A 15922-nucleotide genomic window follows, 5' to 3' on the forward strand; every position below is an offset into this window, starting at 1 on the left:
GCTCCAGTCTCCCACGCCCCAGCCGGGGCGGTGACGGTGTTTGACTCAGATACCCGATACGGGCAGTATCACGTGGTAGAACTCACATTCCTACCTGGAGGATCCATGACAAATCTGGCCACCCTGCTCACCACGTCGGCCGAGAAGTACGGCTCGGATCCCGTGATCATCCTGGACGACCTCCACATGAGCTACGACCAGCTCAACGACCTCTCGGCCCGTGGCGCGGCGCTGCTGAAGGCCAACGGGATCCGTCCCGGGGACCGTGTGGCGCTCGTGCTGCCCAACGTGCCGCACATGGCCGTGCTCTACTACGCGATCCTGCGCGCGGGCGGCATCGTGGTGCCCCTCAACCCGCTGCTCACTCCCCGTGAACTGACCTACCACTTCCAGGACGCGGGGGTTTCCTTCGTGCTCGCGTGGGAGGACATGGCCGAGGCCAGCCAGAAGGCGGCCGAGGAGATCGACGGGCTCAACGTGCTGCCCATCAGCGCCCAGGGCACGGTGGGGCGGCTGCAGGCCGTGGATCCCGACCACGAGGTCGTGGAGCGCGCGGACTCGGACACTGCGGTGCTGCTGTACACCTCCGGCACCACGGGCCGGCCCAAGGGTGCGGAGCTGACCCACCACAACCTCCTGTCCAACGCGGAGGTGGCCGGTGAAGTCTTCAACCTGGCCCACGGGGACGTGATGTTCGGCGGACTCCCGTTATTCCACGTGTTCGGCCAGACCGTGGCCCTGAACGGCGTGATCTGCGCCGGTGCGACCGTCACGCTGCTGCCGCGCTTCCACCCCGCCGAGGCGCTCGAGGTGCTGCGCCGGGACCGGGTGACCATCTTCGCCGGCGTGCCCACCATGTACGTCGCGCTGCTCCACCAGTCCGGGCAGGATCCGCAGGCCGTGGAGGGGATCGACCTGCGCGCCGGGGTATCGGGCGGATCGTCCATGCCCGTGGAGGTCCTGGCCAAGTTCGAGAAGGTCTTCGGCACCACGGTGTTCGAGGGCTACGGGCTCTCGGAGACCTCTCCCGTGGTGTGCTTCAACCAGCCCGGCAACGTGCGCAAGCCGGGCTCCATCGGCTCCGAGGTGCGCGGCGCGCAGCTGCGCGTGGTGGACGGCCAGGACAACGAGGTCCCCACCGGCGAGGTCGGCGAGCTCGTGGTGGCCGGCCAGTACGTCATGAAGGGCTACTGGCACAAGCCGGAGGCCACCGAGGAGGCCATGCGCGGCGGCTGGTTCCACACGGGGGACATGGCCCGGAAGGACGAGGACGGCATGTTCTTCATCGTGGACCGCAAGAAGGACATGATCCTGCGCGGCGGCTACAACGTGTACCCGCGTGAGGTCGAGGAGGTCATCTACCAGTTCCCGGGCGTGGTGGAGGCCGCCGTGGTGGGGGTCCCGGACGAGAAGCACGGCGAGGAGGTCGGCGCCGTGGTCGTGTTCGAGTCCGGCGTGCTCGAGTCCAAGGGCAAGGAAGCGCTGACCCGGGAGCTGGACGCCTTCGTGCAGGAACGGGTGGCCAAGTACAAGTACCCCCGCATCTACCGCGTCACCGACGAGCTGCCCAAGGGCCCCACGGGCAAGATCCTGAAGCGCGAACTCACCCTCGATGCATAAATACTGACTGGCGTGTATAGTCATGCATGAAGCGCGGGAGGTCCCGTGCAGTCAGAGCCGTCGTTGAGCAGTGTGGAGGGAAGCGCCGTGAGTGATCGCGTGGTATTGGCCTACTCGGGTGGACTGGACACGTCCGTGGCCATCGGGTGGATCGGTGAGGCCACCGGTGCCGAGGTCGTGGCCGTGGCCGTGGACGTGGGACAGGGTGGCGAGGACCTGGAGACCATCCGCCAGCGCGCTCTGGACTGCGGCGCGGTCGAGGCGTACGTGGCTGATGCCCGGGACGAGTTCGCGAGCGAGTACTGCATGCCCGCGCTGCAGGCCAACGGTCTCTACATGGACTCGTACCCGCTGGTCTCCGCCGTGTCCCGCCCGGTGATCGTCAAGCACCTGGTGGCGGCCGCGAAGAAGTTCGGCGCCACCACGGTGGCCCACGGCTGCACGGGCAAGGGCAACGACCAGGTCCGCTTCGAGGTGGGCATCCAGACCCTCGGTCCGGAGCTCAAGTGCATCGCCCCGGTGCGGGACCTCGCGCTGACCCGTGAGAAGGCCATCACCTACGCGGAGCAGAACAACCTGCCGATCGAGACCACCAAGAAGAACCCGTTCTCGATCGACCAGAACGTGTGGGGTCGTGCGGTGGAGACGGGCTTCCTCGAGGACATCTGGAACGGGCCCACCAAGGACGTCTACGACTACACGGACGACCCCACCTTCCCGCCCGCCGCGGACGAGGTCGTGATCACGTTCGAGAAGGGCATCCCCGTGGCGATCGACGGCAAGCCCGTCACCCCGCTGCAGGCCATCCAGGAGATGAACCGCCGCGCCGGCGCGCAGGGCGTGGGCCGGATCGACATCGTGGAGGACCGCCTCGTGGGCATCAAGTCCCGCGAGATCTACGAGGCCCCCGGGGCCATGGCGCTGATCGCCGCGCACCAGGAGCTCGAGAACGTCACCATCGAGCGCGAGCAGGCCCGCTTCAAGAAGACCGTGGGCCAGCGCTGGACGGAGCTCGTCTACGACGGCCAGTGGTTCTCCCCGCTGAAGAAGTCCCTGGACGTGTTCATCCAGGACACCCAGACCTACGTGAACGGCGACATCCGCATGGAGCTGCACGCCGGGCGGGCCACGGTGACCGGTCGCCGTTCGAACACCGGGCTGTACGACTTCAACCTGGCCACGTACGACGAGGGCGACTCCTTCGACCAGTCCAACGCCCGCGGCTTCATCGAGCTGTTCGGCATGTCCTCCAAGGTCGCGTCCCGGCGCGAGCAGGGACTCGCCGGGAAGTGACACCCGGTGGCCGCGGCAGCGCGGCCCCACCGCCCACGGGCGGACCCGGACGGCCGGGCTCCTAGACTGGAGCCCGGCCGTTCACCACGCCGGGCGGCGTCGTCCCCGGCCCCCGCAGGGTCGCCGCACGCGCGGCTCGGCCCCCGCGGGGGACAGCGCACGCGCCACTCGACCCGCAGGGGGACGCGGCGCCCGGCCCACGAACCACAGCACACGTCAGCGAGGAGCACCATGGCCCAGCACGAGCAGCACGGAACCAACGAGGGCGCCCTGTGGGGTGGCCGCTTCGCCGGGGGACCGGCGGACGCGCTCGCCGAGCTGAGCCGCTCCACCCAGTTCGACTGGCGCCTGGCGCCGTACGACATCGCGGGCTCCCGCGCGCACGCCCGGGTGCTGCACACCGCGGGGCTGCTGGACGACGCCGAGCTCGCGGGCATGCTCGACGCCCTGGACCGGCTCGAGGCGGACGTGCGCAGCGGCGCGTACGCCCCGGCGCCCTCGGACGAGGACGTCCACGGCTGCCTCGAGCGCGGACTGATCGAGCGCGCCGGGGCCCAGCTGGGCGGCAAGCTGCGGGCCGGGCGCTCCCGCAACGACCAGATCGCCACGCTCGGGCGCATGTACCTGCGGGACCACGCCTCGATCGTGGCCCGCAACCTGCTGGACGTGGTGCGCGCGCTGATCGAGCAGGCCGAGCGCCACCCGAACGCCCCCATGCCGGGGCGCACGCACCTGCAGCACGCCCAGCCGGTGCTGCTGTCCCACCACCTGCTGGCCCACGCGTGGGCCGTGCTGCGGGACGTCCAGCGGTTCGTGGACTGGGACCGCCGCGCGGCCGTCTCGCCCTACGGGTCCGGAGCGCTCGCGGGCTCCTCCCTGGGGCTGGACCCGAATGCCGTGGCCGCGGAGCTCGGCTTCGACTCCGCAGTGCACAACTCGATCGACGGCACGGCCTCGCGGGACGTCTACGCCGAGTTCGCGTGGGTGTGCGCGATGGCCGCAGTGGACATCTCGCGCATGAGCGAGGAGGTCACCACGTGGGCCACCAAGGAGTTCTCCTTCGTGACCCTGGACGACGCCTTCTCCACGGGCTCCTCGATCATGCCGCAGAAGAAGAACCCGGACGTCGCCGAGCTCGCGCGCGGCAAGGCGGGCCGGCTCATCGGGGACCTCACCGGCCTGCTGGCCACGCTCAAGGGCCTGCCGCTCGCCTACAACCGCGACCTGCAGGAGGACAAAGAGCCGGTCTTCGACGCGATCGACCAGCTCGAGGTGCTGCTGCCGGCGGTCGCCGGGATGATGGCCACGCTCGAGTTCCACCCCGATCGCCTCGCGGAGCTCGCACCGCAGGGCTTCGCGCTCGCCACGGACGTGGCGGAGTGGCTCGTGCGCCAGGGTGTGCCCTTCCGCGAGGCCCACGAGATCTCGGGGGAGGCCGTGCGCGTGTGCGAGGAGCAGGGCATCGAGCTGTGGGACCTCACGGACGAGCAGTTCGCGGCCATCTCGACGCACCTCACACCGGGCGTGCGCGAGGTCCTCACGGTGGCCGGTTCGCTCGCCTCCCGCAGCTCGCAGGGCGGGACCGCACCCGAGGCCGTGGCCCGGCAGCTCACGGAGCTGAAGCGGCAGCTCGCGGAGCTCGCCGCCTTCGAGACGCGCGAGCCTGTGATCTCGTGAGCCTCGCGCTGCACGAGCTGCTGTCCCGGCCCGCGCCCGACGTCGCTCCCCGGCTCCTCGGGGCCGTGCTCGTCTGCGCGCGGGACACCGGCACGGTCGCGTTGCGCCTCACGGAGGTGGAGGCCTACGGCGGTCCGCAGGACTCGGACCTCCCGGACCCGGGGGCGCACACGTTCCGGGGTCGCACCGCGCGCAACGCCGCCATGTTCGGGCCGCCGGGGCACCTGTACGTCTACTTCACCTACGGGCTGCACCACGCCGTGAATGTCGTGTGCCGACCCGAGGGCATGGGCGGGGGCATCCTGATCCGCTCCGGTGAGGTGGTCCTGGGGACCGAGCCCGCCACGCGGCGTCGGCTGGCCACGCGCAGCTCGGAACCCCCGTTCGCCACACTGGCCCGCGGGCCCGGCAACACCGCGCAGGCCCTCGGCCTGACCCTCGCGGACGACGCCGCCGCGATCGTGGATCTCGGGACCTCCCTCGATCCCGTGGCCCGTGCCCGCGAGGCCGTGGCCGAGCGGGAGGGAACCACCTGGACGGGTCTGGCGCTCGCGGAGCCTGCACCGGAGGAGTTCATGGAGACCCCGCGCACGGGAGTGTCCGGGGAGGGCGGCACCGATGCCTTCCCGTGGCGCTTCGCCCTGTCCGGGGAGCCCACGGTGTCCCCGTACCGACGAGCCACGGTGAAACGGCGCCGCACACGTTGACTCCGAGGGGGCGCAACCGGTCGCGGCGGATACGATGACCGGGTGACTGAATCCGTGGAACAGATGATCGACCGGTTGTGCGCCAAGATCCCCGACCACCCCGAGCCGGGGGTGCTGTTCCGTGACCTCACACCGCTGTTCGCGGACGGGCCCGGGTTCCACCGCACGGTGGACGCCCTCGTGGACGCCTTCGACGGCCAGTACGACTGCGTGGCCGGCGTGGAGGCGCGCGGCTTCATGATCGCCGCCGCCGTGGCCTACGCCTCCGGGGCCGGGATCATTCCCGTGCGCAAGGAGGGCAAGCTGCCCCGGGAGACCATCTCCCAGTCGTACAACCTCGAGTACGGCACCGGGACGCTGGAGATCCACACCGACGACGCCCCACGGGGTGCGCGCGTGCTCGTGCTCGACGACGTCCTGGCCACCGGCGGAACACTCGGCGCCGCGGCGTCCCTGCTGACCCGGGGCGGCTACAACGTCGCGGGGTTCGGCGTGATCATGGAGCTCACCGCGCTGCGCGGTCGCGCCCAGCTGGGTGGGCACCGGGTGCGCGCGCTGCTGCGCGTGTGAGCGCCCCGGCGGCGTCGGCCGAACGGTAGGATGGTCGATCGCCGGTCGAGGAACCGGCGTTTCCGGCTGTGTGCGTGAGGTGAACTGCGTGGAGGAATCCGCAACCGTGGGAGTGTCCCGGCAACTCGAGTTGGAGCGCGAGCACGTCGCCACGGCCTACGCGCGGCTCGACGAGCTGCGGGCACAGAGCGAGCGCGAGCTGCGCCGGGTGCGGACCACCCAGTACGGCGGAGGCCACCAGGCCCGTTCGGAGCGCGATGCGTTCGCCACCCACTACGAGGACCGGCTCACCCAGCTCAACGCCGTGGACGAGCGGCTCGTGTTCGGCCGCCTGGACACCACGGAGGACGAACGGCACTACGTGGGCCGGCTCGGGCTGGCCACCGAGGACCACCGCCGGCTCGTGCTGGACTGGCGCGCCCGTGAGGCGGGCGCCTTCTACCAGGCCACGGCCGCGAACCCCATGGACCTCGTGCGCCGCCGCCACCTCATCATGGACGGGCGGGACGTCACCGCGCTCGAGGACGACGTCTTCGACGCGGAGCGGGTCGCGGACGAGGACGTGGTGCACGGGGAGGGCGCGCTGATCGCCGCGCTGAACTCCGAGCGCACGGGCCGCATGACGGACATCGTGGCCACCATCCAGGCCGAGCAGGACCGGATCATCCGCGCGCCGCTGTCCGGTGTGAGGGTGGTTCAGGGCGGGCCCGGCACGGGCAAGACGGCCGTGGCCCTGCACCGCGCGGCGTTCCTTCTCTACGAGCACCGGGAACGACTGGCCAAGTCCGGTGTGCTGATCGTGGGACCTTCGTCCTCCTTCCTCTGGTACATCGAACGCGTCCTGCCCGCTCTGGGCGAGACGGGTGTGGTGATGTCCTCGCTCGCGGACCTCTACCCGGGCGTCCACGGCACGGTCGAGCCGGACCCCTGGGTCACCCGCTGGAAGTCGGGGCTGCACATGGTGGACGTGGTGGCCCGCGCGGTCGCCGACCGCCAGAAGGTCCCGCCCCGTGCCCAGTGGCTCACCGTGGACGGCCACCGCGTGAAGCTCTCCCGGTCCCTCGTGCGCCGCGCCCGTGAGCGCGCCCGCGCGACCGGCAAGCCCCATAACCAGGCCCGCGAGACGTTCGTGAAGGTGGTCATCAAGGAGCTCGCGCAGAAGCTCGGGGACGAGCTGAACGAGAAGGCCGGCTCCACCATGGACCGCTCGTACCTCAAGGAGGACCTGCGGCAGTCCCGCGAGGTCAGGATCGCGCTCAACCTGCTGTGGCTGCCCCTGACGCCCCAGCAGCTCGTGGGCCAGCTGTTCAGCAAGGAGCACTACTTGCGTTCCGCCGCCCCGGAGCTGAGTGACGCGGAGGTCGCGCGCCTGCTCCGTCCCGCGGACGCGCCGCTCACGGTCGCGGACGTCGCCCTGCTCGACGAGGCCGCCGAGCTGCTCGGGGACTTCGAGTCCGCGGGCATCACCGTGCGCGGTGACCGGTCACTCGAGGAGCGCAAGTCCCAGGAGTCCGCGCAGAAGGCCCTGGAGGCCATGGCCGAGGGCTTCGAGGACATCGGTGCCCAGGGTGTCGTGACGGTCGAGCAGCTCACGGCGTTCAACGCCGAGGCGCCGCACCGCATGACCGCGGCCGAGGCGGCGTCGTCGGACCGCACGTGGGCCTACGGGCACGTGGTCGTGGACGAGGCGCAGGAGCTGTCGCCCATGCAGTGGCGGGTGCTGATGCGTCGGTGCCCCCTGAAGTCGTTCACCGTGGTGGGGGACATCGCGCAGGCGGGAAACGCCGCCGCCGCGCGCACGTGGTCCGAGGCGCTCGAACCGTTCGTGGGGGAGCGCTTCGACCTCGAGGAGCTCACGGTCAACTACCGCACGCCCCAGCCGATCGCCGACGCCGCCGCGCGGGTGGCGCGCGCGGCAGGCCTCACCGTGTCCGACCCCCGGGCCGTGCGCGACGGCGAGGCCCCCGATGTCCTGTGCACGGGCACCGAGGACGAGGTGACGCACGCGGTGGTGCGGTGCGTGGGAACCGAACTCGACGCCCTCGCCGGAGGCCTCGTGGGGGTCGTGTGCCCGGGCCACCTCATCGGCGCGGTCGGCCGGACCCTGGACCGGGAGTTCCCCGGGCTGGTCGCCGCGGGCATGCGCAGCCTGGACCGGCGCATCATGGTCCTCACCCCGTGGGACGCCAAGGGCCTGGAGTTCGACTCTGTCGTGGTGGTGGAGCCGAACGACATCGCGGGGGACCCCGCGGGCGGAGCGGGCAACCTGTACGTGGCCATGACCCGGCCCACCCAGCGGCTGCACCTCGTGGGCGCGCACGGCATGCCCACCGGCGTCACGGAGCAGGGCGGCGAGCCCCGGCCCGTCGCCTGATAAATTGGTCGGCGTGTCAACCACCGATCTCAGCACGCAGCACAACGATCCCTCGTTCTCCTCCCTCTGGGAGGAACTGAACTGGCGGGGCCTGGTCCAGGTCTCCACGGACCCGGAGGCCCTGCAGGCGGCGCTGGACGGTGAGCCCATCACCTACTACTGCGGCTTCGATCCCACGGCGTCCTCCCTGCACCTGGGCCACCTGGTGCAGCTGCTGCTGCTGCGCCGGCTGCAGCTCGCGGGACACCACCCCATCGGCCTGGTGGGTGGCTCCACCGGCCTGATCGGCGACCCCCGGCAGACCTCCGAGCGCATCCTCAACTCGCGCGAGACCGTGGCGCAGTGGGTGGAGATGCTGCGTGAGCAGGTCCAGCGCTTCCTGTCCTTCGAGGGGGAGAACCCCGCCCGCATGGTCAACAACCTGGACTGGACGTCGCAGCTGTCGGCCATCGACTTCCTGCGCGACATCGGTAAGAACTTCCGCGTGGGCACCATGATCAAGAAGGACATCGTGGCCAAGCGTCTGAACTCGGAGGAGGGGATCTCCTACACCGAGTTCAGCTACCAGATCCTGCAGGGACTGGACTTCCTGAACCTCTACCGGCAGTACGGCTGCACCCTGCAGACCGGCGGCTCGGACCAGTGGGGCAACCTCACCTCCGGCACGGACCTCGTGCGCAAGACCGAAGGTGCCGCGGTGCACGCCATCGGCACCCCGCTGATCACCAACTCGGACGGCACCAAGTTCGGCAAGTCGGAGGGCAATGCCATCTGGCTGAACCCGGAGCTGACATCGCCCTACGCCTTCTACCAGTTCTGGCTCAACACCGCGGACGCGGACGTGGCGGACCGCCTGAAGGTCTTCACCTTCCGCACGCGGGAGGAGATCGCGGAGCTCGAACGGCTCACCCGCGAGGAGCCGTACCGTCGTGAGGCCCAGCGCGTCCTCGCAGAGGACGTCAACACGCTGGTGCACGGTGCCGAGGCCACCCGGCAGGCCGTCGAGGCATCCGCCGCCGTCTTCGGCAAGGGCGCGTTCGAGGACCTTGATGAACCCACGCTCGCGGCGGTGGCGCAAGCGCTTCCCGGCATGACCGTGACCGGGCGTGAGGAGCAGCCGGTTGTAGACCTGCTGGTGGGCACCGGGCTGTCCGAGTCCAAGTCCGCGGCGCGACGCACCCTCAAGGAGGGTGGCGTGTCCCTCAACAACCACAAGATCACGGGGGAGGACGCCGTCGTCACCTCGGACGATCTCCTGCACGGCCGTTTCGTGCTGCTGCGGCGCGGCAAGAAGAACCTCGCGGCCGTCACGTTCACGGACTAGGTCCCTCCGGCCCCGGCGCCGGGCCGAGGGAGTCGGCACTGGCCCGCTCGCGTCTGCGCTGCGAGGAACGACGTCCCCTCCCTGGCCGGCGTGACCCGAGAGGGGCACGCGCCCTGCAGCACCTCCTTCGTACGAGCCAGGACCGGCACTTTGCGCCGGTCCTGGCTCGTGTGTAATGTATTCCGAGTCGCCGCGGCGAGGGGCCCGAAAGGACCTGGAGCAACGGGGGTGGCCGGCAAAGATCAGCCCGAGTGTTCGGACCTTGTTCATGCTACGGTTACCCAGCAACCCTCAGGGGAAGCGCAGAGACTTGAGAAGTCAAGTTGACACGCCGATCCACGCAGGGATAAGCTCTTCAAGTTGCTCCAGCGAGGGACCGGAACGGTTCCACGGGGCGACGACCTAAATCTCGATCCGCCGCAAGGCGTGATCGCAACCGACCGTGGTGGTCCTCGTGATGGGGAGCTGCGTTGTGGTGTGTTGTTTGTCAACTCAATAGTGTGTCTAGTTTGTTGATACCAAAAGTTTTATTTTTTGGTTGAGGCCCAGCATCTTTGCAGGTGTTTTCCCGTTTCCTGAGGGTGTTGGGTGTCAGCTGGGATCCCACCGTACCGCGTTTCGGCGTGGTGGGTGGTTTCTGTTGAATTTTTTTGACGGAGAGTTTGATCCTGGCTCAGGACGAACGCTGGCGGCGTGCTTAACACATGCAAGTCGAACGCTGAAGCTTGGTGCTTGCACTGGGTGGATGAGTGGCGAACGGGTGAGTAATACGTGAGTAACCTGCCCTTGACTCTGGGATAAGCCTGGGAAACTGGGTCTAATACTGGATACGACATGTCACCGCATGGTGGTGTGTGGAAAGGGTTTTACTGGTTTTGGATGGGCTCACGGCCTATCAGCTTGTTGGTGGGGTAATGGCTCACCAAGGCGACGACGGGTAGCCGGCCTGAGAGGGTGACCGGCCACACTGGGACTGAGACACGGCCCAGACTCCTACGGGAGGCAGCAGTGGGGAATATTGCACAATGGGCGGAAGCCTGATGCAGCGACGCCGCGTGAGGGATGACGGCCTTCGGGTTGTAAACCTCTTTCAGCACGGAAGAAGCGAAAGTGACGGTACGTGCAGAAGAAGCGCCGGCTAACTACGTGCCAGCAGCCGCGGTAATACGTAGGGCGCAAGCGTTGTCCGGAATTATTGGGCGTAAAGAGCTCGTAGGCGGTTTGTCGCGTCTGCTGTGAAAGCCCGGGGCTTAACCCCGGGTGTGCAGTGGGTACGGGCAGACTTGAGTGCAGTAGGGGAGACTGGAATTCCTGGTGTAGCGGTGAAATGCGCAGATATCAGGAGGAACACCGATGGCGAAGGCAGGTCTCTGGGCTGTTACTGACGCTGAGGAGCGAAAGCATGGGGAGCGAACAGGATTAGATACCCTGGTAGTCCATGCCGTAAACGTTGGGCACTAGGTGTGGGGAACATTCCACGTTTTCCGCGCCGTAGCTAACGCATTAAGTGCCCCGCCTGGGGAGTACGGCCGCAAGGCTAAAACTCAAAGGAATTGACGGGGGCCCGCACAAGCGGCGGAGCATGCGGATTAATTCGATGCAACGCGAAGAACCTTACCAAGGCTTGACATACACCGGACCGGGCCAGAGATGGTCTTTCCCCCTTGTGGGGCTGGTGTACAGGTGGTGCATGGTTGTCGTCAGCTCGTGTCGTGAGATGTTGGGTTAAGTCCCGCAACGAGCGCAACCCTCGTTCTATGTTGCCAGCACGTGATGGTGGGGACTCATAGGAGACTGCCGGGGTCAACTCGGAGGAAGGTGGGGATGACGTCAAATCATCATGCCCCTTATGTCTTGGGCTTCACGCATGCTACAATGGCCAGTACAATGGGTTGCGATGCCGCGAGGTGGAGCTAATCCCAAAAAGCTGGTCTCAGTTCGGATCGTGGTCTGCAACTCGACCACGTGAAGTCGGAGTCGCTAGTAATCGCAGATCAGCAACGCTGCGGTGAATACGTTCCCGGGCCTTGTACACACCGCCCGTCAAGTCACGAAAGTTGGTAACACCCGAAGCCGGTGGCCTAACCCTTGTGGGGGGAGCCGTCGAAGGTGGGACTGGCGATTGGGACTAAGTCGTAACAAGGTAGCCGTACCGGAAGGTGCGGCTGGATCACCTCCTTTCTAAGGAGCACAGTGGCTGGCCGTGTGGCTGGCACCCACGTTCCTCGTCATCTTCGACGGGGTGTGGTTGATGCTCATGGGTGGAATATCAGCAAGCGGACACGCTGCTCCCTGACACGGGAACACGACCGGACACGAGTTCTGGTGGTGGTGTTGGGGTGGTGGTGTGGTGGCACATTGTTGGGTTGTCGATCAACACGCTGGTGTTGGTTGGTTTCCCGCAGCATCACGAAGTCCTGGAGTGTTCTGGGGTGGGTGTGGTGTTGGTGGGTTGTTGTTTGTCAACTACATAGTGGACGCGAGCATCTTTGACGCCGCGCGCCTCCGTTGGGGGTGTGTGGTGTGTTCTTTGATGATTTATTTGTGTTGTGTGGCGTATAAGTTGTTACGAGCACACGGTGGATGCCTTGGCATCAGGAGCTGATGAAGGACGTGGAAATCTGCGATAAGCCTCGGGGAGCTGATAAACGAGCTGTGATCCGAGGGTCTCCGAATGGGGTAACCCGGCTGCGTGTTGTGCGTAGTCACTCGTACCTGAATTCATAGGGTGCGAGGAGGAACGTGGGGAAGTGAAACATCTCAGTACCCATAGGAAGAGAAAACAACAGTGATTCCGTGAGTAGTGGCGAGCGAAAGCGGATGGTGGCTAAACCGGTTGTGTGTGATACCTGGCGAGGGTTGCATGATCGGGGTTGTGGGATGCGTTGTTCCTGGGGTCGCCACCCTGGGCGCTGTGGCGTGGTGGTAGTCGAACTGGTGGTGAGTGCCAGACCGTAGGGGGTGTGAGTCCCGTAGACGAAACTGTCATTGTCGTGGTGTGACGTTCTCCCGAGTAGCACGGGGCCCGTGAAATCTCGTGTGAATCTGCCAGGACCACCTGGTAAGCCTGAATACTTCCTGATGACCGATAGCGGATCAGTACCGTGAGGGAATGGTGAAAAGTACCCCGGGAGGGGAGTGAAATAGTACCTGAAACCGTGTGCTTACAAGCCGTTGGAGCCTTGAGGGGTGACAGCGTGCCTTTTGAAGAATGAGCCTGCGAGTTAGTGTTACGTCGCGAGATTAACCCGTGTGGGGTAGTCGTAGCGAAAGCGAGTCTGAATAGGGCGTTGTGAGTGGCGTGATCTAGACCCGAAGCGGAGTGATCTACCCATGGCCAGGTTGAAGCGCGTGTAAGAGCGCGTGGAGGACCGAACCCACTTCAGTTGAAAATGGAGGGGATGAGCTGTGGGTAGGGGTGAAAGGCCAATCAAACTCCGTGATAGCTGGTTCTCCCCGAAATGCATTTAGGTGCAGCGTTGCGTGTTGCTTGCTGGAGGTAGAGCTACTGGATGGCTGATGGGCCCTACAAGGTTACTGACGTCAACCAAACTCCGAATGCCAGTAAGTTGAGCGTGGCAGTGAGACTGTGGGGGATAAGCTTCATAGTCGAAAGGGAAACAGCCCAGACCATCAACTAAGGCCCCTAAGCGTGTGCTAAGTGGGAAAGGATGTGGAGTTGCTTAGACAACCAGGAGGTTGGCTTAGAAGCAGCCACCCTTGAAAGAGTGCGTAATAGCTCACTGGTCAAGTGATTCCGCGCCGATAATGTAGCGGGGCTCAAGTACACCGCCGAAGTTGTGGCATGACACCGTAGAGCTGAGCCGTTTGTGGTTGAGGTGGTGTTGTGGGTAGGGGAGCGTCGTTGGGGTAGTGAAGCTGCGGGGTGACCCAGTGGTGGAACCTCAACGAGTGAGAATGCAGGCATGAGTAGCGATAGACGGGTGAGAAACCCGTCCGCCGGATGATCAAGGGTTCCAGGGTCAAGCTAATCTGCCCTGGGTGAGTCGGGACCTAAGGCGAGGCCGACAGGCGTAGTCGATGGACAACGGGTTGATATTCCCGTACCGACGAAGAACCGACCCTACTGAACCGGGGATACTAACCACCCGAACCACCATGACCGTGTGCCCTTGTGGTACGCGGGGTGTGTGGGGAGCGTGGGACCTGATCCGGGGAGGTAAACGTGTTAACAGGTGTGACGCAGGAAGGTAGCCGAGCCAGGCGATGGTTGTCCTGGTCTAAGCATGTAGGGTGACCCGTTGGTAAATCCGCGGGTTGTGTGCCTGAGATGTGATGGGACTCTCTTAGGTGAGGGAATTCGGTGATCCTATGCTGCCAAGAAAAGCATCGACGTGAGGTTCTAGTCGCCCGTACCCCAAACCGACACAGGTGATCAGGTAGAGAATACTAAGGCGTTCGAGAGAATCATGGTTAAGGAACTCGGCAAAATGCCCCCGTAACTTCGGGAGAAGGGGGGCCCTGTCTGGTGAGCACACGTGCTGTGTGAGCTGGGTGGGGTCGCAGAGGCTAGGGGGAAGCGACTGTTTATCAAAAACACAGGTCCGTGCGAAGTCGTAAGACGATGTATACGGACTGACTCCTGCCCGGTGCTGGAAGGTTAAGAGGACCTGTTAGACCCTTGGGTCGAAGCGGAGAATTTAAGCCCCAGTAAACGGCGGTGGTAACTATAACCATCCTAAGGTAGCGAAATTCCTTGTCGGGTAAGTTCCGACCTGCACGAATGGAGTAACGACTTCCCTACTGTCTCAACCATGAACTCGGCGAAATTGCAGTACGAGTAAAGATGCTCGTTTCGCGCAGCAGGACGGAAAGACCCCGAGACCTTTACTATAGTTTGGTATTGGTGTTCGGTGTGGCTTGTGTAGGATAGGTGGGAGACTGTGAAGCTATCACGCTAGTGGTGGTGGAGTCGTTGTTGAAATACCACTCTGGTCACTCTGGACATCTAACTTCGGCCCGTGATCCGGGTCAGGGACAGTGCCTGATGGGTAGTTTAACTGGGGCGGTTGCCTCCTAAAGAGTAACGGAGGCGCCCAAAGGTTCCCTCAGCCTGGTCGGCAATCAGGTGTTGAGTGTAAGTGCACAAGGGAGCTTGACTGTGAGAGTGACAGCTCGAGCAGGGACGAAAGTCGGGACTAGTGATCCGGCGGTACATTGTGGAATGGCCGTCGCTCAACGGATAAAAGGTACCTCGGGGATAACAGGCTGATCTTGCCCAAGAGTCCATATCGACGGCATGGTTTGGCACCTCGATGTCGGCTCGTCGCATCCTGGGGCTGGAGTTGGTCCCAAGGGTTGGGCTGTTCGCCCATTAAAGCGGTACGCGAGCTGGGTTCAGAACGTCGTGAGACAGTTCGGTCCCTATCCGCTGCGTGCGTTGGAAATTTGTGGAGGCCTGTCCTTAGTACGAGAGGACCGGGACGGACGAACCTCTGGTATGTCAGTTGTTCCGCCAGGAGCATCGCTGATTAGCTACGTTCGGGATTGATAACCGCTGAAAGCATCTAAGCGGGAAGCTTGCTCCGAGATGAGATTTCCTAGCCTCCTTTGAGGGGTGTGAGGTGCCCAGTAGACGACTGGGTTGATAGGCCAGGTGTGGAAGCGTTGTAAGGCGTGGAGCTGACTGGCACTAATACACCGAAGACTTATACACACACAAAATGTCATCAAGTGTGGTGTTCGCGTTCACTATGTGGTTGACCACCAACAACCCCCACCCATGGGGCACGGTCCAAGCCTTTCCGGCTGGGCGGTGTTCTTGGAGGGTGACGAGGGTGTGTGGTTGGTAACAGAATATTGTTCCCGTGTTTCACACGGGAAACCAGGTTTCCCCCACCAGGGGTGGGGGTGCAGGTTTCCGGTGGTTATAGCGTGGGGGAAACGCCCGGTCCCATCCCGAACCCGGTAGCTAAGACCCACAGCGCTGATGGTACTGCACTCGGTAGGGTGTGGGAGAGTAAGTCACCGCCGGAATTAACGTCGGAGAAGGGTTGAGGCCCCACCAGGGCCACTCGTCACGAGTGGACCAGGTGGGGCCTCCCCGCATTTAACAAGCAGTCCACGGCCCGGGGCCACAAGCCCCCGGGCACAGGCCCGGCGCATGCTGGGCTCCCCAGGCCCAACGGGCAGGCTCCCAGTCCACTCCGGGCCTCGTGCTCCCTACTCCGGGCCTCGTGCTTACCGCTCCGTGCACCGCCCGTCCGCTGACCCCGGCCATCCACGCTGCCTGTGCGCGTCACGTTCCGAGTTCGCCGCGGCGAGTTCTTCCAGGCCTCATCCCGACGAGGTGATGATGATCGTTCGTCTTTGTGCCGACGAGGCGCCGTTGGTCTT

The 15922-nt window shown here is 65.2% G+C and carries 7 protein-coding genes and 3 rRNA genes; all 10 read left to right on the forward strand.

The features are described 5' to 3' along the window. Positions 1 to 105: 105 nt before the first annotated feature. The 10 genes from AABM36_RS06480 to rrf all read left to right on the forward strand — a co-directional run bounded on the left by AABM36_RS06480 (position 106) and on the right by rrf (position 15562). On the forward strand, positions 106 to 1620 hold the full coding sequence (locus AABM36_RS06480) for a long-chain-fatty-acid--CoA ligase (protein ID WP_144803369.1): 1515 nt from the start codon (positions 106 to 108) through the stop codon (positions 1618 to 1620). 87 nt (positions 1621 to 1707) lie between these two features. Continuing rightward, positions 1708 to 2913 carry an argininosuccinate synthase gene (locus tag AABM36_RS06485; protein ID WP_019310939.1) on the forward strand — a complete coding sequence of 402 codons (1206 nt, stop codon included), beginning with the start codon at positions 1708 to 1710 and terminating at the stop codon, positions 2911 to 2913. 231 nt (positions 2914 to 3144) lie between these two features. After that, positions 3145 to 4590 carry an argininosuccinate lyase gene (gene argH / locus AABM36_RS06490; RefSeq protein ID WP_019310940.1) on the forward strand — a complete coding sequence of 482 codons (1446 nt, stop codon included), beginning with the start codon at positions 3145 to 3147 and terminating at the stop codon, positions 4588 to 4590. Continuing rightward, on the forward strand, positions 4587 to 5297 hold the full coding sequence (locus AABM36_RS06495) for a DNA-3-methyladenine glycosylase (RefSeq protein WP_019310941.1): 711 nt from the start codon (positions 4587 to 4589) through the stop codon (positions 5295 to 5297). Before argH ends, AABM36_RS06495 begins: the two co-directional genes overlap by 4 nt. A gap of 42 nt (positions 5298 to 5339) precedes the next feature. Next, entirely contained in the window at positions 5340 to 5867 is a 528-nt protein-coding gene (locus tag AABM36_RS06500) for an adenine phosphoribosyltransferase (protein WP_019310942.1), read from the forward strand. A gap of 70 nt (positions 5868 to 5937) precedes the next feature. Beyond that, positions 5938 to 8241 (forward strand): HelD family protein, encoded by a 2304-nt coding sequence (locus AABM36_RS06505; protein WP_423445313.1) that lies wholly within the window; start codon positions 5938 to 5940, stop codon positions 8239 to 8241. Between the two features lie 13 nt (positions 8242 to 8254). Beyond that, positions 8255 to 9565 (forward strand): tyrosine--tRNA ligase, encoded by a 1311-nt coding sequence (gene tyrS, locus AABM36_RS06510; protein WP_423445315.1) that lies wholly within the window; start codon positions 8255 to 8257, stop codon positions 9563 to 9565. A 650-nt stretch (positions 9566 to 10215) separates the two neighbouring features. Further along, a 16S ribosomal RNA gene (locus AABM36_RS06515) occupies positions 10216 to 11746 on the forward strand. 375 nt (positions 11747 to 12121) lie between these two features. Next, positions 12122 to 15242, forward strand: a 23S ribosomal RNA gene (locus AABM36_RS06520). A 203-nt stretch (positions 15243 to 15445) separates the two neighbouring features. Further along, positions 15446 to 15562, forward strand: a 5S ribosomal RNA gene (gene rrf / locus AABM36_RS06525). Together the 16S, 23S and 5S rRNA genes form the textbook arrangement of a ribosomal RNA operon. Positions 15563 to 15922 lie beyond the last annotated feature (360 nt).

It is taken from the genome of Kocuria sp. KSNUG (genome assembly GCF_049532735.1).
GTDB lineage: Bacteria > Actinomycetota > Actinomycetes > Actinomycetales > Micrococcaceae > Kocuria > Kocuria rhizophila.

Excerpts from the sequence above, each read along its gene's own strand:
- AABM36_RS06480 (WP_144803369.1), top strand. The coding sequence starts at position 106 with ATGACAAATCTGGCCACCCTGCTCACCACGTCGGCCGAGAAGTACGGC.
- argH (WP_019310940.1), top strand. The coding sequence starts at position 3,145 with ATGGCCCAGCACGAGCAGCACGGAACCAACGAGGGCGCCCTGTGGGGT.